Annotated in this window: 16 protein-coding genes; 10 read left to right on the plus strand and 6 right to left on the minus strand. The window is 75.4% G+C overall.

What is annotated here, in order from left to right; all coding sequences use genetic code 11:
• Positions 1–168: 168 nt before the first annotated feature.
• From AC0IVP_RS19475 to AC0IVP_RS19490, 4 genes are all read left to right on the plus strand, one after another.
• Positions 169–1,356 (plus strand): serine hydrolase domain-containing protein, encoded by a 1,188-nt coding sequence (locus AC0IVP_RS19475; RefSeq protein WP_471758727.1) that lies wholly within the window; start codon positions 169–171, stop codon positions 1,354–1,356.
• 91 nt (positions 1,357–1,447) lie between these two features.
• Positions 1,448–2,410: an alpha/beta hydrolase gene (locus AC0IVP_RS19480; RefSeq protein WP_471758729.1), complete on the plus strand. Its 963-nt coding sequence runs from the start codon at positions 1,448–1,450 to the stop codon at positions 2,408–2,410.
• A 68-nt stretch (positions 2,411–2,478) separates the two neighbouring features.
• On the plus strand, positions 2,479–3,540 hold the full coding sequence (locus tag AC0IVP_RS19485) for a helix-turn-helix domain-containing protein (RefSeq protein ID WP_056290793.1): 1,062 nt from the start codon (positions 2,479–2,481) through the stop codon (positions 3,538–3,540).
• Positions 3,541–3,590: 50 nt separating this feature from the next.
• Positions 3,591–4,712, plus strand: coding sequence for an MBL fold metallo-hydrolase (locus tag AC0IVP_RS19490; protein WP_471758731.1), 1,122 nt, complete (start codon positions 3,591–3,593; stop codon positions 4,710–4,712).
• Here AC0IVP_RS19490 and AC0IVP_RS19495 read toward each other — a convergent pair.
• Positions 4,705–5,349: an HAD family hydrolase gene (locus AC0IVP_RS19495; protein ID WP_471758733.1), complete on the minus strand. Its 645-nt coding sequence runs from the start codon at positions 5,347–5,349 to the stop codon at positions 4,705–4,707. The two genes, AC0IVP_RS19490 and AC0IVP_RS19495, sit on opposite strands and share 8 nt — an antisense overlap.
• Before the next feature lie 90 nt (positions 5,350–5,439).
• Between AC0IVP_RS19495 and AC0IVP_RS19500 the strand changes: the two genes are divergently transcribed.
• Complete coding sequence (locus AC0IVP_RS19500) at positions 5,440–6,306, plus strand: hypothetical protein (RefSeq protein ID WP_471758735.1); 867 nt, start codon at positions 5,440–5,442, stop codon at positions 6,304–6,306.
• Positions 6,307–6,339: 33 nt separating this feature from the next.
• Here AC0IVP_RS19500 and AC0IVP_RS19505 read toward each other — a convergent pair whose 3' ends face one another.
• Entirely contained in the window at positions 6,340–7,194 is an 855-nt protein-coding gene (locus AC0IVP_RS19505; RefSeq protein ID WP_056290910.1) for an Fpg/Nei family DNA glycosylase, read from the minus strand.
• 148 nt (positions 7,195–7,342) lie between these two features.
• Here AC0IVP_RS19505 and AC0IVP_RS19510 point away from each other — a divergent pair, with 148 nt between their 5' ends.
• A complete protein-coding gene (locus tag AC0IVP_RS19510; RefSeq protein WP_471758737.1) occupies positions 7,343–8,383 on the plus strand; it encodes a GGDEF domain-containing protein in 1,041 nt (346 codons plus the stop codon).
• A 4-nt stretch (positions 8,384–8,387) separates the two neighbouring features.
• Here the strand turns inward: AC0IVP_RS19510 and AC0IVP_RS19515 are convergent, their stop codons facing one another.
• Positions 8,388–9,287: a GAF domain-containing protein gene (locus tag AC0IVP_RS19515; protein ID WP_471758739.1), complete on the minus strand. Its 900-nt coding sequence runs from the start codon at positions 9,285–9,287 to the stop codon at positions 8,388–8,390.
• Positions 9,288–9,878: 591 nt separating this feature from the next.
• Here AC0IVP_RS19515 and AC0IVP_RS19520 point away from each other — a divergent pair.
• The 3 genes from AC0IVP_RS19520 to AC0IVP_RS19530 all read left to right on the plus strand — a co-directional run bounded on the left by AC0IVP_RS19520 (position 9,879) and on the right by AC0IVP_RS19530 (position 14,415).
• On the plus strand, positions 9,879–11,486 hold the full coding sequence (locus AC0IVP_RS19520) for a methyl-accepting chemotaxis protein (RefSeq protein ID WP_471758741.1): 1,608 nt from the start codon (positions 9,879–9,881) through the stop codon (positions 11,484–11,486).
• Between the two features lie 122 nt (positions 11,487–11,608).
• Positions 11,609–12,454: a hypothetical protein gene (locus AC0IVP_RS19525; RefSeq protein ID WP_471758743.1), complete on the plus strand. Its 846-nt coding sequence runs from the start codon at positions 11,609–11,611 to the stop codon at positions 12,452–12,454.
• A 107-nt stretch (positions 12,455–12,561) separates the two neighbouring features.
• Positions 12,562–14,415, plus strand: coding sequence for an EAL domain-containing protein (locus AC0IVP_RS19530; protein ID WP_471758745.1), 1,854 nt, complete (start codon positions 12,562–12,564; stop codon positions 14,413–14,415).
• A gap of 36 nt (positions 14,416–14,451) precedes the next feature.
• Here the strand turns inward: AC0IVP_RS19530 and AC0IVP_RS19535 are convergent, their stop codons facing one another.
• Positions 14,452–15,384, minus strand: coding sequence for a dihydrodipicolinate synthase family protein (locus AC0IVP_RS19535; protein ID WP_471758747.1), 933 nt, complete (start codon positions 15,382–15,384; stop codon positions 14,452–14,454).
• A gap of 30 nt (positions 15,385–15,414) precedes the next feature.
• Positions 15,415–16,032, minus strand: coding sequence for a TetR/AcrR family transcriptional regulator (locus AC0IVP_RS19540; RefSeq protein WP_471758749.1), 618 nt, complete (start codon positions 16,030–16,032; stop codon positions 15,415–15,417).
• 87 nt (positions 16,033–16,119) lie between these two features.
• On the opposite strand from AC0IVP_RS19540, the gene AC0IVP_RS19545 reads away from it, so the two are divergent.
• Positions 16,120–16,839 carry an SDR family NAD(P)-dependent oxidoreductase gene (locus AC0IVP_RS19545; RefSeq protein WP_471758751.1) on the plus strand — a complete coding sequence of 240 codons (720 nt, stop codon included), beginning with the start codon at positions 16,120–16,122 and terminating at the stop codon, positions 16,837–16,839.
• A 55-nt stretch (positions 16,840–16,894) separates the two neighbouring features.
• On the opposite strand, the gene AC0IVP_RS19550 is transcribed toward AC0IVP_RS19545, so the two are convergent.
• Complete coding sequence (locus AC0IVP_RS19550) at positions 16,895–17,512, minus strand: hypothetical protein (RefSeq protein ID WP_471758753.1); 618 nt, start codon at positions 17,510–17,512, stop codon at positions 16,895–16,897.
• Positions 17,513–17,557 lie beyond the last annotated feature (45 nt).

Here is a 17,557-nt window from a genome sequence, read left to right on the forward strand (position 1 = left end):
CCGCCGCCCCCACCACCACCGGCTGAGGGGACCGGCCGCCGCGACCCGCCAGGTGGCGGGTCGGGAGGCCCGATCCGCGTCGTCCCGACGGTTACCCCGGTCACACCCGGCGGGCCAGGCTCGTCAGGCCCGGGCACCGGTGCCCGGCACGGCGAGTGGAGGCACGCGATGGCACGGACCGAGAGCGGCAGGATCGACGGCGCCAGGATCGACGAGGTGCTCGCCCGGGCGGTGGAGTCCGGCGAGGTGCCGCACGTGGCGGCGATCGTCGCCGACCGGGACGGCGTCCTCTACGAGGGCGGCGCCGGGGTCCGGGTCGTCGGGGAGAGCACCGACCCGGTGACGACGTCGACCCAGTTCCGGATCATGTCGATGACCAAGATGGTCGCCACGACGGTGGCCCTGCAGCAGGTCGAGCGGGGCGAGCTGGACCTCTCCGCCCCGGTCGCGGACTACCTGCCGGAGTTCGCCGACCTGCAGGTGCTCACCGGGTTCGACGGGGACACCCCCCAGTACCGTCCGCCGGCCAGCCAGGCCACGGTCCAGCAGTTGGTCACCCACACCTCGGGTCTCGGGTACTGGTTCTGGAACGCCGACCTGGTCCGCTGGGAGGCCGCCACCGGCACCCCGAACGTCGTCCCCGGGACGATGGCGGCCTTCCGGGCGCCGCTGACCGCGGACCCGGGCACCTCGTTCGTCTACGGCATCAACACCGACTGGCTCGGCCGGGTGGTGGAGACCGTCGCGGGCACGACGCTGGACCGCGCCGTCGCCGAGGGCGTCACCGGCCCCCTGGGGATGCACGACACGATGTTCCTGCTCGACGAGCAGCGCGCCGGCAACCTGGTCACGGTGCACGTGCCCGGCGAGGACGGCGGCTGGACCTCGGCCGGGGAGATCCTCAACCAGTCCCCGGAGTGGTTCGCCGGTGGCCACGGCCTCTACTCCACGCCCCGCGACTACACCCGCTTCGAGCGGGCCCTGCTGCGCGGCGGGGAGCTCGACGGCGTCCGCATCCTGCGCGAGGACACCGTGGACGCGGCGTTCACCAGCCAGCTCGGCGACATCGCCTTCCCGACCGAGATCCCCACGGCCGACCCGGCGATCACCGACACGTTCCACACCGGTCCGGGGTGGACCTGGGGCCACGGCCTGCTGATCAACACCGTGGACGTCCCCGGCGGCCGGCGGGCCGGTACCGGGGCGTGGGCCGGGCTGTTCAACACGCACTTCTTCATCGACCGGACGACGGGGATCTGCGCCTCGGTCTACACCAACAGCCTGCCCTTCATCGCCCAGGGCGGGGCGTGGAAGACCTACACCGACGTCGAGCGGGCGGTGTACGCCTCGCTCTGACCACCCCGGACGTGCGGCCGGCCCTCGAGACCAGGGGGTCGGCCGCACCCAGGCAGGATGACCGCACCCCACCGGCGCGAGGAGGAACACCGTGGACACCCCTCCCCGGCCCGCGTTCGACCCGGAGCTCAAGGCCGGACTGGCGGTGGTCGGCGGCATGTTCCCCCCGACCATCACCCCGGACCTCATCGGGTTCATGCGCACCTCCTACGCCTCACCGCCGGTCGAGGGCACCCTCCGGGACCGCCGGATCACCCGGGTCGACCGGGAGGTCCCCGGTCACCGGGGCGACCCCGTGACCGTCTCGGTGCTGACCCCGCACGGCACCTCCGGGCGGCGTCCCGGTGTGTTGTTCGTGCACTCGGGCGGGCTGGTGTTCGGCGACCGGTTCAGCGGCATCGACCTGGTGCTGGACTGGGTGCAGCACCTGGGCGCCGTCCTGGTGACCGTGGAGTACCGCCGGGCCCCCGAGCACCCCGAGCCGTTCCCCCGCGAGGACGTGTACGCGGCCCTGGAGTGGACCGCCTCCCACGCCGGCCAGCTCGGCATCGCCACCGACCGGCTGCTGGTGTGCGGCGCGAGCAGCGGCGGGGGGCTGGCCGCCGGCCTGGCGCTCGCCGCCCGGGACCGCGGCGGACCGGCGCTGTGCGGGCAGGTGCTGGACTACCCGATGCTCGACGACCGCGGCACCACGCCCTCCACCCACCAGTTCGACGGCGTCGGCGTCTGGGACCGGGTGAGCAACGAGACCGGCTGGACGGCGCTGCTGGGCGAGGCCCGCGGCGGACCCGACGTGTCGCCCTACGCGGCACCGGCCCGAGCCACCGACCTGGCCGGACTGCCACCGGCCTTCATCGACGTCGGGTCCGCGGAGGTCTTCCGCGACGAGGCGATCGACTACGCCACCGGCCTCTGGCGGGCCGGGTCCTCGGCCGAGCTGCACGTGTGGAGCGGGGCCTTCCACGCCTGCGACGTCTTCGCCCCGCACACCGCCGTCGCCCGGCAGATGATCCGCGCCCGTGACGCCTGGGTCGAACGGGTCCTCGCGGACTGAGCCGGGACCTCCCCCCGGGCCCCCGACCGGGGCTACTGTCCGGGCACCGCGCGAGACGAGGACGTGACGTGCAGGAGCTGCTGGGCCGCATCACCCGCCTGGACCCGCAGGCCAGCCTCGCGCTGCGGGTCATCGCCTGCTTCGACGAGCTCACCGTCGGCAACGTCAACACCCGCGGTCTGCTGGCCGCGGCCGCCTCGCTGGCCGGCTGCGTCGCCGGCTTCGGGCAGCAGCGTCCCGCGCGCACCGTCCGGGTCACCCCGCGCGGCGAGCTCGCCGAGCCGCTGACCACCCCGGCCGGCTCACCACCGGCCGCGGCCACCGCCGTCCCGGCCGCCGCCGGGACGTGCGTGTGGCTGGAGCGCACCGGCCCGGCCGAGGCCAACGACGCCATCGTGCTGGAGCGGCTGGCACTGGCCGTCCGGCTGCGGCACGACCGCCGGCCGGGCACGCCCGATGCCCGCCGTCACCTGGCCGTGCTGGTCGACGGCACGCTGCCCGACGACCACCGGCGCACCGCAGCCGCCGCCCTGGGGCTGTCCGCCACCGCCAGCCACCGGGTGGTGGTCGCGCCGCTGTTCGCCGTCTGGACCGAGCACCCCGGCGGGCCCGAGGACGTCGTCCCCACCGCACACGGGCCGCTGCACACCCTCGTCGTCCCGGCGGTCACCACCCAGGTGCAGGCCGGGCCGTGCGGGGTCGGCGTCGCCACCACCCCGGACCACCTGGACCACTCCTTCCGCACCGCCGTGGTCGCCCTGCGGCTGTGCGCCCGGGGCGCCACCAGCTCGGTCGGCGCGGACGCCTACGCCGGGCTGGTGAGCATGTTCGCCGAGGAGCCCCCCGGGGCGCACCACCCCGACGTCGAGCTGGTCGCCGCGATCACCGCCCACCCCTGGGGCGCCGAGACGCTGGACGCACTGGTCACCAGTGGATCGGCCCGCCAGGCCGCCCGCACCCTGGGCATCCACCACAGCACCCTGCAGGGCCGGCTGGAGACGACGACCGCCACCCTGGGCTTCGACCCGCTCGACGGCTTCGGCCGGGTCCGGGTGGGGGTGGCCTACCTGGCCTGGCGGCTGCGGACCAGCCGGGTGCTGGACCTCCCCGCACCCACCACCGGACACTGAGCCGCGACCTCCCGCCGCACGGCCGGCGACGACCGGGGATGCTGGTCGGCGTGTCACCGACCCTCCGCCGCGCCGCCGTCCGCGCTGCCACCGCCGCCGCCCTCGCCGTCCCCGCCGCGCTGATCGGCCGGGCCGCCTGGGGCATCCCCGCGAGCATGGGCGCCAGCCGCCGCCGGCTGCGGCCGCTGGTCACCGGCTCCCCGCACTTCTCGGAGGGGAAGTTCCGCAACACCGTGGCCACCACGACGATGCAGCCCGGCTCGACCGGTGACTTCGTCCGCGAGGCGCGCAAGGGCCGGCGCGCGGGCGTGCCGAGCTCACCGGTGCCGCTGGTGACCCCGCAGCTGCCCACCGAGGCCGCCGAGCTCGCCGTCACCTGGTTCGGGCACGCCAGCGCCCTGCTCGAGGTCGACGGCCACCGCGTCCTGGTCGACCCGGTGTGGGGCGAGCGGGTGTCCCCGTCGGCCGTCGTCGGGCCCAAGCGGCTGCACCCGGTGCCCGGTCCGCTGGAGGAGCTGCCGCAGGTCGACGCGGTGCTCATCAGCCACGACCACTACGACCACCTGGACCTGCCCACCGTCCGCCGGCTGGTCCGCGAGCAGACCGCCCCCTTCGTCGTCCCGCTGGGCATCGGGGAGCACCTGCGCGGCTGGGGCGTGCCCGAGGACCGGGTCGTCGAGCTGGACTGGGACGGCACCCACCGGGTCGGCGGGCTGACCCTGGTCTGCGCCGAGGCCCGGCACTTCTCCGGCCGCGGCCTGTCCCGCGACGACACGCTCTGGTCCTCCTGGGTGGTCGCCGGGCCCCGGCACCGGGTCTTCTTCGGCGGCGACACCGGGTACCACCCGGCGTTCGCCGCGATCGGCGCCCAGCACGGCCCCTTCGACCTGACCCTGCTGCCCGTCGGGGCCTACAGCCCGCAGTGGCCGGCGATCCACATGGACCCGGAGGAGGCCGTCCGCGCGCACGGCGACCTCGGCGGCGACGTGTTCCTGCCGATCCACTGGGCGACCTTCAACCTGGCCTTCCACCCGTGGGCCGAGCCGATCGACCGGCTGCTGGCCGCGGCCGCCCGGTCCGAGGTGTCCGTCGTCGTCCCCCGGCCCGGGGAGCGGCTGGACCTCTCGACGTCCACCCCGACCACCACCGACTGGTGGACCGCGGTCAGGTGAGCCCGGCGAGCGCCGCAGGCAGGTCCCGCAGGTCGGTGACGACGACGTCCGGCGCGGGACCGGCCGGGTCGACCACGTGGCCGGGCCGGGCCACCCGGACCACCCGCATGCCCGCCTCGAGGGCGCCGCGGGTGTCCCGGGCCGATGCCGGCACGTGCACCTGGACGCCGGCCTCGACGGCCCGCCGGTAGAGCAGCGCGGCCGGCTTGTAGGCGTGCAGCCGCTCGCTGGTGAGCCGGTCCTGCTCGGCCACCAGCGGGGCCACCCGGGTGCGGGCGAGCAGGGCGTCGTCCACGTTGGACAGCACCCCCACCCGGTGCTCCCGGGCCAGCGCGGGCAGCGCCGACTCGACGTCGGGCCACAGCGGCCAGTCCGGCAGCGAGGTCAGCAGCGCCGCCGTGGCCTCGGCCGCCCCGGACCAGCCGCGGGCGGCCCAGGTGCCGGCCAGCGCCCGCCGGCAGTGCTCGGCGAAGGGCACCCACCCGGGCAGGTCACGCTGGGAGGCCTTGTTCCGGGCGTCCCAGTCGTCGTAGAGCTCCCCGCCGTCGGCACCCACCGGGGCGACGGCGGCCAGCGCGGCCCCCGCACCGGTCCGGCTGTCGACCAGGGCGCTGAAGAGGTCGATGGTCACGAACACGGCGGGAAGGGTTGCACAGGGTCCACAGCGGGCACCCAGGATCGACGACCGGGGCCGCTGTGGCGCCGGCACACCGATGGAGGGTCGACCATGGCCGACAGGGACACCACACCCGGCGACACACCGGCCGACGCCGTCGGGCGGCACGGCACGGACCCGCAGACCCAGGCGTACGGCGCCACCCCGGCGGGTGCGACGCCGGCCGGCGCCACCTCCGGCGCGGGGTACGGCAGCACCGACCGGCACGACCGGGACGGCGACGGCCGCGACGACCGGCTGGAGCGGGCCGGGACCCGGGTCCACGACCGGGACGGCGACGGCGTCGACGACCGGCGTCAGCAGGCCGTCGACCGGGACGGGGACGGGCGCGACGACCGGACCGGCGCCGCGGTGCCCACCACGGCCAAGGAGATGGCGGCGGTCCAGCGGGCCCGCTTCGGCGGGCTGCACATGGGCTCGGCGTTCTTCGGCTGGCTGTGCGCGACCGGCGTCGCGGTGATCCTGCTGGCGGTCCTGTCCGCCGCCGGGCTGGCTTTCGGGCTGAACACCGGCGTCGACACCGCGGACGAGGCGGTCGACCAGGCCAGCACCGGCATCGGCCTGGGTGCGGCGATCGCGCTGCTGGTCGTGCTGTTCCTGGCCTACCTGGCCGGCGGCTACGTGGCCGGGCGGATGGCCCGGTTCAACGGTGCCAAGCAGGGCCTGGGCGTCTGGCTGTGGCTGATCATCATCACCGTGCTGGCCGCGATCGCCGGCCTGGTGCTGGGCTCGCAGTACAACGTGTTCGACCAGCTCAACCTGCCGGCGCTGCCGGTGGAGTCCGGCACCGCCACCACGGCCGGGCTGATCGCCCTGGGCGCGGTGCTGGTGGTGACCCTGGTGGGGGCGCTGCTGGGCGGCAAGCTCGGCTCGCGCTACCACCGCAAGGTCGACAAGGTCGGTTTCGAGACCGTCTGACGGGTCTGAGGGGCGTCCCGTCCGGGGCGCCCCTCAGCGCAGCAGCTTGGACATCCGCCGGTCGGCCAGCGGCTTGCCGCCGGTCTGGCAGGTGGCGCAGTACTGCAGCGAGGTGTCGGCGAAGGACACCTCCCGCACGGTGTCTCCGCACACCGGGCACGGCAGCCCGGTACGGGCGTGCACCTGCATGGTGGCCCGCTTCTCGCCCTTGAGCGTCGCGGCCCTCTGCCCGACCTGGCGCTCCAGCGCAGCGCTCAACGTCGTCCGGACGGCGTCGTAGAGGCGCAGCACCTCCTCGTCGGTGAGCTTGTCCGCGGACTTGAACGGCGACAGCCGCGCCACGTGCAGGATCTCGTCGGAGTAGGCGTTGCCGATCCCCGACAGCAGGGTCTGGTCGGTCAGCGCGCCCTTGAGCTGGCCCTTGCGCCCGGCCATCAGCGCCCCGAACGCCTCGACGTCCACCGCGAGCGCATCGGGGCCCAGCCGGGCGATGCCGGGCACCTCGGCCGGTGACCGGACGACGTACACGGCCAGCCCCTTGCGGGTGCCCTGCTCGGTCAGGTCGAAGCCGGCCCCGTCGTCCAGGTGCACGCGCAGGGCCAGCGGGCCCTTGCCCGGCTTGGGCGGCGCGGTGGGCAGCTCGGCACGCCAGTGCAGCCAGCCCGCGCGGGCCAGGTGCACGACCAGGTGGACCCCGGAGACGTCCAGGTCCAGGAACTTGCCGTGCCGGCCGGCACCGGTGACCTCGAGCCCGGCCAGCGCGCTCAACGGCGGGTCGAAGGTCTTGATCGTCTGGATGCCGGTCAGGTCGACGCGGGTGACGACCCGGCCGACGGCGTTCTCGCGGAGGAACGCGGCCAGCGCCTCCACCTCGGGCAACTCGGGCACGGGCCCATCGTCGTCCGCGACCGGGGTGTCGTCCACCGGCGGCACCCGGACGAGGGGCCCCGTGCCGGCACGTCGGGACCTGCTCCGGACGGGTGGCCCGGGCGCCGCCGGAGGTCAGCGCACCCCCGGACCTGCCGACCCTCCTGGTGTGCACCTCTCCTCCAGCATGCGGGCCCGCCACCCGCGTCGGGCCGCCCGCACGGCCGCCGGCGTCCTGGGCGCCGGCAGCGCCGTCCTCACCGTCTTCTCCGTCATCGACCCCGCCACCCCCACCCTGGACGAACGCTGGGCCAGCTGGGCGGTGGCCGGCCTGGCCGCGCTCCTCGCCGCCTGCTGCTGGCGGGTCGACGCGCACCGCAGCGACCGACGGGGGCTGCTCACCGCAGCGCCGGCCGTGGGCGCACTGCTGATCTGCGTGCAGGCCTGGCACACCCGGGACGTCTCGGCGTCCGTGCAGGTCTTCCTCGCCCTGCCCGTCGTCGCGGCCGCCACCCAGCTGCGCGCCGCCGGTGCCGCGACCACCGTCGCCGTCGCGGTCGCGGGTGACCTGGTGGTCACGCTGCACCTGATGCCGGTCGGCGCCGCGCTCACCGACGTCGTCTTCGTCGGCACCACCCTGGCCGTGGTCGCCGTCGTGCTGGTCCGGCTGGAGGACAGCCAGGCCGCGGACAAGGCCGAACTCGCCCGACTGGCCGCCGTCGACACCCTCACCGGCCTGGTCACCCGGCGCGTCCTGGACGACGCCCTGGCCACCGCGCTCAGCTCGGCGGCGTCCTCCCAGGGGACGGCGCTGATCCTGGTGGACGTCGACGACTTCAAGGCCGTCAACGACGGTCACGGCCACCCCGTCGGCGACGACGCCCTGCGCCACCTGGCCACCGTCCTGGCCCGCTCGGTCCGCGAGGACGACGCCGTGGTCAGCCGGATGGGCGGCGACGAGCTCGCGGTGCTGCTGCCCGGCTGCTCCCCCGAGGTCGCCGCGGACCGGGCCGGTGACCTGGTCGCCGCCGTGCGGGCGTCGCCCCTGCCGCTGGCGGACGGCAGCTGGCTGCCGCTCACCGTCAGCGTGGGCGTCGCCCAGGCGCCGCGGCACGCGGTGGCGCTGCGCGAGCTGTACACGGCGGCCGACACCGCGCTCTACCAGGCCAAGCGCGCCGGCCGGGACCGGTGCGCCGTCGCCGTCGCCTGACCGGTCAGCGACCGGAGGGCAGAGCCCGCTCCCGGCGGGCCGCCACGAGCGCGTGCTCCGTCCGCGACCAGGTGGTGGACAGCGGTTCGAGTCCGGCCCGCATGCTGTGCGCGGTCGCCGTCGCGAAGCCGGCGCCCTCCAGCCGGGCCTGCACCAGGTTCGCCGTGCGGGCCACCTGGGAGGCACCCGCTCCCCCGGCCAGGACGCCCAGCTGTCGCGGGCCCACCCGGGCGAGCCGCAGGTCCCCGGCGGCCTCGCCGGCGACCGCGACCGCCCGGCGCAGCGAGCGCACCGTGCGGAGGACGCCCAGGTCGACCAGGACGAGGCCGACCGGGTCCCCGACCGGGGTCGACATCTCCTCCTCGGCGGCCAGCAGCCTCGCCCACCCGCGCCGGTCGGGCAGCCGGGTGGCGTCGTCGTGGTCGGCCAGGCTGCGCTCGTAGACCTCCTGCCGGGCGAGGGCCAGGGCGGCGATGTCGGCGCTCAGGGACGCCTGCAGGGCGGTGGCCTGCACGGTCAGCAGCGCGGCCCAGTCCCGGTCGTCGGGCTGCAGCGGTGCGGCACTCAGCCCTGCCAGCGACCCCAGCTCCTCCCCGGTGGGCGAGGTGAGGGAGACCCCCAGGTAGCCGCGGACGCCCCAGGTGGCCGCCACCGCCCGGACGTCGGGGTCCTCGCTGCGTTCCAGGTCGGCGACGACGACCGGCGCCGGGCCGGACAGCAGGTGGTGGCACAGGGACCGCCCCCGCCGGACGGGGGTGCCGGCGGGGTACCCGGCGGCTGCGCTGGACGACCAGCGCGAGCCGGGGTCGGCGGAGTGCGCGGCGGTCTCCAGGGCCAGCCCGGTCCAGGTGTCCTCGGTCATCCGGGTGACGGCCCAGGTGTCGACGCCCACGAGCGCGCTCAACAGGGTCAGTGACGCCCGGTTGCTGCGCACCGCCTCCCGTGGCCACGACCGGACCAGGGGCGCCGCGACCGCCGGGACCCCGGACCCGGTCCGGGCAGACAGGACCTCGACCGTGGGTGTGACGTCCGTGCCCTCCAGCGTCCCGCTGGAGGCAGTCCCGCGCGTCCGTGTCACGACAACTCCTTGGTTCTAGACGGTTCCGTTTCGGAGTCCCTCCCGGTATCGCCCCCACGAGGCCGGATCTCCAGTCGAACCCGCCACGGCCCCGGTGGCCGTGGTCACGCCAGCGCGACGGCCGCCGCCCGCACTGCGCGGGCACACCTGCGGTCCTGGGAAACAGGTCCCCGGTGCGGTCATCGCCATTCCCGATGGACAAGTCGACAAGTCCCAGAATGGCGCGAGATGAACACCGAAAACCTTTTCCCGGTTTCGCCTAGAATGTGAATCCCGCTTTCCGATCGTCGGATGGTCAGCCCGCCGGGTCGACGACGACCAGCGGCTCCGATGCCGTCGTGCCCCTGCACTCGGGCGGCCCGCGCCCCGTACCGGTGCACCACTCCCGCTCACCCACCCCACACCCGAGGAGCCGTCATGTCGGCAGTCCCGTCCGCCCCGCCCCGCGCCTGGTGGGGCAACCGCAGCCTGAAGCTCAAGGTGCTCACCACGGCCGCCGTCGGCGCCACGGTGTCCGTCGTCATCGGCGTCGTCGGCATCACGGCCACCAACAGCGCCGCCCGCGCCGGCCAGGACATCTACAGCGACAACCTGCTGAGCGTCTCGGCGTTGGCCGACCTCAACACCACGGTGATGAACCTGCGCATCGCCACCCGGGACGTCGTCCTGAACCCCCCGGAGGACACCCAGGCCGCCCTGGACAAGGTCGCCAGCACCCAGGCCGACTACGCAACGGCCATGTCGGCCTACCGGACCACCGGGCTGACCACGGAGCAGGAGACCCTCGCCGACAACGTGGACGCCTCGATCGCCGAGTGGGGCGCGTTCTTCGACGGCACGCTGCGGGAACTCGCCGTCGCCAAGGACGTGTCCGGCTGGTACCAGGCCAACAAGTCCGGCCGCTCCCTGACGACTGCGATGGAGAACCTCCAGGGCCTGCGGACCATCGAGTCCGACATCGCCGCAGCCCGCTCGACCAGCGCCCAGGACCAGGCCGCCGCCGCAGCGACGACGACGCTCGTCGTCCTCGCGATCGGTGTCGCCCTCGCCGTCGCCCTGGGCTGGTTCATCGCCGCCGGGCTGGCCCGTGGCCTGCGTCGGGTCCAGGCCACCGCCGACGCCCTGGCCGCCGGTGACCTGACCAGGACCAGCGACCTGACCACCGACGACGAGCTCGGGCAGATGAGCCGCTCACTGGACGCCGCCGCCGCCTCCCTGCGCACGCTGATGACCTCCGTCGTGGCCTCCGCCGACGCCGTCGCCGCCTCCAGCGAGGAGCTGTCCGCCTCCTCGGCCCAGATCTCGGCGTCGGCGCAGGAGACGTCGCTGCAGTCCGGGGTGGTGTCCAGTGCCGCCGACGAGGTGTCCCGCAGCGTGGCCACCGTCGCCGCCGGCGCCGAGGAGATGTCCGCCTCGATCCGGGAGATCGCGCAGAACGCCAACGAGGCCGCCCGCGTCGCCGCCACCGCGGTGACCGAGGCCGAGGCCACCAACGCCACCATCACCAAGCTGGGGCTCTCCTCCAAGGAGATCGGCGACGTCGTCAAGGTCATCACCTCCATCGCCGAGCAGACGAACCTGCTGGCCCTCAACGCCACCATCGAGGCCGCCCGCGCAGGCGAGGCCGGCAAGGGCTTCGCGGTCGTGGCCAACGAGGTCAAGGAACTGGCCCAGGAGACCGCCCACGCCACCGAGGACATCGCCCGCCGCGTCGAGGCCATCCAGGCCGACACCGGAGGCGCCGTCGCCGCGATCGGCCGCATCGGTGAGGTCATCGACCAGATCAACGACTACCAGCTCACCATCGCCAGCGCCGTCGAGGAGCAGACCGCCACCACCAACGAGATGTCCCGCAGCGTCGCCGAAGCCGCCAGCGGCTCCACCGAGATCGCCACCAACATCAGCGGCGTCTCCACCGCGGCCGGCACCACCACCGAGGCACTGGGCCAGACCCGGGTCGCCGTGGACGAGCTGTCCCGGATGGCCGCCGACCTGCGCACCACCGTCGGCCGCTTCACCTACTGACGACCCGGGGTGGCGGCGTCGCACCGGCGCCTCCACCCCTCGAGCCGGCAGGCCGGCACCCGCGGGTGCCGCACCACCGGGCCACCGCTGTCCACACCGCACCGACCCGCCCGGAGAGCGTCATGTCCTACACCCTCGTCAGCGCCGCCGTCCTCGGCTACGAACTCGCCCGCATCCCGGCCGGCCCGGCCCTGGCACACACCCTGCTCACCGGCCTGACCGCCGACAGCCCGACGCTCTTCCAGCTGGCGACCGGCGGGCGGCGCCGACGCACGACCCTCCCCCACGACCGGGCACCCCTGCAGCTGAGGTCACTGCCAGAGCACATCAGCCCCACGGACACCCTGGGGACGCTGACCGCCACGCTGGACGCCACACGCCTGGACGACACCACCGCCCTGGACCGGCTCATCAGGACCGAGGTCCTCGGGCCGGACTGCCCGGCGGTGGAGGGGCTGGGCGAGGACCTGCGCGACCTCGCCGCGGACGTGCTCGTCGAGCTGGCGACAGCCGCCTGGGCGTCCCACGGAGAGGACCCCCACGACCCGCTCAGCAGCGACCCGACGTCACTGGGGCTGCCCGCCACCCCCGTGGGACCGGGAGAGCTGGGTCCCCACGGTGCCGCCGTTCTCGCCGTGCTCGGCTCCCTCGACACCCCGCAGGGCCGGACAGGCTGGGCCGGCAGCCGGGCGGCAGACCCCGCGGCCTGGTCGACGGCCATGCACCAGGCCTGCTGGGCCGCCCACCTCAGCGGACGCGTGCGCGCCGCCGCGTGCGCACAGCTGCGCGGCGTCCTCGCCTTCCGCGCTGCCGGGTTCGGCCCGGACGAGATCGGCGACGGGGTGTGGAACGCCTACTCCGGAGTGCTGCAGGCCACCGTGGTCAGCGACCTGCTGGACGAACCCTCCCGCACGACGCTGATGGCCCCGGTGACGAGCTCGCCGCCCCAGGTCATCGTCGAGCAGTAGCGGGCGGACCTGATCCGGAAGTGTGACCTGGACTTCAGCTCGTCCGTAGGCGGCCGACAGTGGATCCAGCAACCCCTGCACCGTCGACCCCCTCTGAGCGGAGCCTCGTGTCCACCAGCCACGGCGCGTGTGACGTCGGTCCGCCCAGCGGAACGGCCACCACCGCCCCCGCAGCCCACGCTCTGGACGGGCTGGCCGCCCTGCGGTCGATGGTCGCCCTCGCCGAGGTCCCGGGCGAACCGGGGATCCTCGACGAGCTCGTCACCTCCGCCCGCCGCCTGCTGTCGGCCGACTTCGGCATCGCCATGCTCATGGGCCCCGACGGCCGGGCGACCGCGCTGACCCACCAGGGCATGACCACCGGCGAGGTCGCGTCCACGCCGCACCTCCCCCGCCCCCTCGGGCTCATCGGTGCCGTCCTGGGCGGTCAGGTGCTCCGACTGGCCCGGATGTCCGACCACCCCGCAGCGGCCGGGTTCCCGACCGGGCACGTGGCGATGGGCCCCCTGCTGGCCTCGCCCGTCACCGTCGACGACACCGTCCTGGGCGCCCTCTACCTGGCCCGCCGCCCCGGCGACCCGGTGTTCACCGCCGTGGACGAGGACGCCGTCCGGTCCCTGACCCGGATGACCGGTCTGGTCGTCGCCGTCCGTCGCCGCGTCGTCGACCGCCGGGAGGTCCTGGACGGGTTGGCCACCATGGGACTCGGGCTGCCCGAGACCACCACCCGCCCCCCGGCGGGCCTCACCGGGGCCATCGACCACCTCGTCGAGGCAGCCCGCACCGTGCTGGGGGTGGACGTGACGTTCCTGTCCCGGATCGCCGCCGGGGAGCAGACCGTCACCCACGTCAGCACCCGGGCCGGCGCCCCCGACGTCGCCCCGGGGCTGTGCCTGCCCGAGGACGACGGCTACTGCGCCGCCATGCTCTCCGGCGCACTGCCCTCCTCGGTCCCCGACACCCACGGTCACCCGTTGACCGCGGACCTGCCGATGACCGCGGAGCTGGGTGTCGGCTCCTACAACGGGGTGCCCGTGACGCTGGCCGACGGCAGCGTCCACGGCACCCTCTGCGCCCTGGACCGGGCCACCACCACCGCCGCCGACAGCACGTCCCGCACCGAGTCCCTGCACGTGGTGGCCCGCCTCGTCGCCCTGCAGGTCGACCGGCACCACGCCGCCCGGGCCCGCCGCACCGCCGACCGGGACCTGCTCGAGCCGCTGATCGCCGGGCCCCGCCGCCGCACGGTCCTGCAACCCATCGTCGACCTGCGCACCGGCACCCCGGTGGGCTACGAGGCGCTGTCCCGGTTCACCGACGTCCACGGCGGCGCCCTGCGCCCCGACCTCGTCTTCGCCGAGGCGGCCCGCCTGGGCCTGGGGGTGCGCCTGGAGCAGGCGGCGCTGGCCTCGGCGCTGCACCTGCTGCCCCGGATCCCCGCACCGGCCTACGTGTCGGTGAACCTCTCCCCGCAGGCCCTCGCCGACCCGGCCACCCACGACCTGCTCACCGCCGTGCCCGCCCACCGGTTGCTGGTGGAGATCACCGAGCACGACCAGGTGCTGGACTACCCGTCCCTGGCCCGTCTCACCGAGCACCTGCGCGGCCGCGGCATCCGCATCGCCGTCGACGACGCCGGTTCCGGGTTCGCCAGCCTCCAGCACGTCACCCGGCTGCGCCCCGAGGTCGTCAAGCTCGACATCGCCTTCGTCCGCGACGTCGACACCGACCGCGGACGGCGCGCCGTCGCCCGCGCCATGATCGCCTGCACCGCCGAGATCGGCGCCACCCTCGTCGCCGAGGGCATCGAGACCCCCGCCGAACTCGACCAGCTGCGCGCCCTGGGTGCCGAACTGGGTCAGGGGTACCTCACCGGCCGCCCCGAACCGGCCGACACCCTGCTCCCAGCCTCCGCGTCAGCACCGGTGCCGCGGGGGCACCCCGCACCCGCGAGCGTCTGACCGGTCCGTCACGGCCGCCCCGTCACGGCCGCCCCGTCACGGCCGCCTCGTCGCGCCCCGCCCGGCCCCGTCGCGGACCTGCACCCCCAGCTCGGCCAGGGCGTCGGCGACGGCGGTGCGGTGCTCGGTGGGCACCGGGCGCAGCGGGCGGGGCAGCACCGGCTCGGTGGCGTCGCCGATCGCGACGGCCAGGGCGGCGCAGGTGCGCAGGCTGCCGAACCGGCGGTAGAGCGCCCACACCGGCTCGAGGTCGGCCGCGGCCCGCACCGCACCGGCGACGTCGCCGGCCGTCGCGGCACGGGTCACCCGCAGGGCGTGCTCGGGCAGGACGGCGCCGATCATGGAGTACCAGCCGTCGCAGCCGTGGGTGAGCCCGATCGCGGCGGCCGGGTCACCGCTGATGCCCACGTGGTGGCCGGCGGGCAGGTGCGCCCGGAGGGCGCCGATGGTCCGGGCGGCGGCCTCGGGCACCAGTGACGGCGGCGGTGGGATCTTGACCGCCGCCACGTGCTCCAGCTGCGCGAGCCGGCCGTGCAGCTCGTCGGTGAAGGTGACGTGGGTGGTGCCGGGGTTGTCGTAGACCACCACCGGCACCGACGCCTGGGCCGCGACCGCGGCGAAGAGGTCGACCACCTCGTCCTCGGACAGCGGGTGGTACGACACCGGGGCCAGCAGCAGCCCCGCCGCCCCGGCCGCCTGGGCGGCCTCCGCGTGGGCGAGCACGTCACGGGTCCGCAGCGCACCGATGCCGACGACGACCGGGGTGTCCCCGGCGGCCTGCACGGCCAGCCGGGCGACCCGCGCCCGCTCGGCCCCGGTGAGGTAGGCGTAGTTGCCGGTGGACCCCAGCACACCGAGACCGTCGACCCCGGCGGCGGCCAGCCGGGCCACCAGGGCGCTGAAGGCCTCCTCGTCGATGCGTTCCTCGTCCAGCGGGGTGAGCGGGAAGGCGGTGAGGCCGGTGATCACGGTGGGGCTCCTCGGAGGTCGGTGACGTCGTCATCCTCGCGGGGAGGGCGGCCACGAGCTCATGGTCATGTCGACGACGACCCGGAGCTCGGACTCCCCCACGCCCGTGGCCGCCTGCACGGCGACGCCGTTGGCCACGGTCATCAGGTGCCGGGCGAGCAGCGCCGGGTCCGTACCGGCCGCCAGGTCACCGTCCTGCAGCGACCGCTCGAAGCGGTCGCGCAGGAGGGCGACCCCCGCTTCCCGCCAGGACGCCAGGACCCCCCGGGCCGCCGTGCCGGCGGACCCGACGGCGAGGGCGCCCTGCACCCCCAGGCAGCCTGCCGGGCTGGACGGGTCGGTCGTCGCCCGGACGGCGCCGTCGAGGAACTCCCGGGCGACCTCGCGGGCGGTGGGCAGTCCCACGGCCCGCAGCGCGTAGGCGGCCGCCGTCTCGGTGTACCGGGCCAGCACCCGCCCGAAGAGCTGCTCCTTGTTGCCGAAGGCCCGGTACAGGCTGGTGCGGGTGATGCCCATGGCGGCGGTGAGGTCGTCCAGGCTCGCCCCCTCGTAGCCCTGCGCCCAGAACACCCGCACGGCGGCGTCGAGCGCCGCGTCCGCGTCGAAGGCCCGGGGTCTGCCCGCCGGCCGTGCGCGTCCGGGTTCCACGGACCCACGGTAGCGCGTTCGGTACCGGTCGGTACACATCTGCTACGTTCCATTGTGTACTGATCGGTACCGAACCCAGGAGTGATCATGACCCGCGTCGTCCTCGTCACCGGCGGCACGTCCGGCATCGGACTGGCCCTGGCCGAGGCCTTCCTCGCCGACGGGGCCTCCGTGGCCGTCTGCGGCCGGTCGCCGGCCGCACTGGACCGCTTCCGCACCGCGCACCCCGAGGCCCTGGCGGTGCAGGCCGACGTCACCGACCCCGCGGCACGCCGCGTCCTGCTCGACGCGGTGGTCGACCGGTTCGGCCACCTGGACGTGCTGGTCAACAACGCCGGCAGCTTCGTGGAACGCGACTTCACCACCGGCCTGCGCGCCCTGGACGGCCTCGCCCAGGAGATCGACCTCAACCTGACCGCACCGATCCGGCTGACCGCCGAGGTGCTCGAGCGGTGGCCGACCCCCGAGGCCGTCGTCGTCGTCACGTCGGGGTTCGCCCTGGTCTCCCCCACCCGGGCACCCACCTACGGCGCCGTCAAGGCCGGACTGCACGGCTTCGCCGACGGCCTCCGGCGGCAGCTGGCACCCGCGGGCACGCACGTCCTCGAGGTGCTCCCGCCCACCACCGACACCCCGATGACCGCCGGCCAGGCGGTGGACAAGCTGTCCCCCGCCGACGTCGCGCGGTCCACCCTGGCCGCACTCGGCCGGCGCCGCCGCACCGCCACCCCGGGGGACACCCGCGTGCTGCCGGCCCTGCTCCGCCTGGCGCCCCGCACGGCCGACCGGGTGGTCGGGAGGCTCTGAGCGGCGGCGGCGGCGGCGTCGGCACCGGGGTCCGGACGACGACCGGTGACGCCGCTCAGCCGGACCGGTCGACCTGCTCCACCAGCACCGCGCGGGACGCGTCCACCTCCTCGGGCGGGGTGATGCCCAGGTCGGCGAGGTGGCTCAGCAGGAGTGGGCGGTCGAGCCGGTCCCGGATGCGCCGGGCGCGGCACCGGTCGACGTCCTCGAAGGGCAGCGGCGTCCCCGAGGCGTGCCAGGACCACCGCCCGTCCGTGGCCGACGCCGAGAGCGTCCGCTGCGGTGCCAGCGGTGGCTCGCCGTCCGGGCCGGTGACCCACAGCTGGGTCGCGGCGTGACCGGGCCCGTAGGGCGGGACGTGCTGGGCCATGACGTGCTGCACCCCCAGCCGCCGGGCGACGACCACGGCGGAGGCGGTGGGGTCGCCACCGTGCGGGGCGTCGTTCAGGTAGGCGGTCCACCGGCCCGCGGGCAGCAGGAGCTCCCGACGCCAGGGCGACTCCCCGGGCAGCAGCTCCGCCAGGCCACGCTCCGGGCTCTCGACGACCCGCGTCCGTTGCCCCAGACCGCTCCGCCACGCCACCAGGTCGGCGAGCACGACGTCCACCGGTGCGGCGAGGAACTGCACCATGCACCCCGCGGGGTGCGCCGAGCCGCCGAGGAGTCCGGTCACCACGCCAGACCACCACACGGCACCACCACACCGGACCACCGCGCC

The organism is Klenkia sp. AC732, from assembly GCF_979256525.1.

Excerpts from the sequence above, each read along its gene's own strand:
- AC0IVP_RS19475 (WP_471758727.1), top strand. The coding sequence starts at position 169 with ATGGCACGGACCGAGAGCGGCAGGATCGACGGCGCCAGGATCGACGAG.
- AC0IVP_RS19500 (WP_471758735.1), top strand. The coding sequence starts at position 5,440 with ATGGCCGACAGGGACACCACACCCGGCGACACACCGGCCGACGCCGTC.
- AC0IVP_RS19520 (WP_471758741.1), top strand. The coding sequence starts at position 9,879 with ATGTCGGCAGTCCCGTCCGCCCCGCCCCGCGCCTGGTGGGGCAACCGC.
- AC0IVP_RS19525 (WP_471758743.1), top strand. The coding sequence starts at position 11,609 with ATGTCCTACACCCTCGTCAGCGCCGCCGTCCTCGGCTACGAACTCGCC.
- AC0IVP_RS19545 (WP_471758751.1), top strand. The coding sequence starts at position 16,120 with ATGACCCGCGTCGTCCTCGTCACCGGCGGCACGTCCGGCATCGGACTG.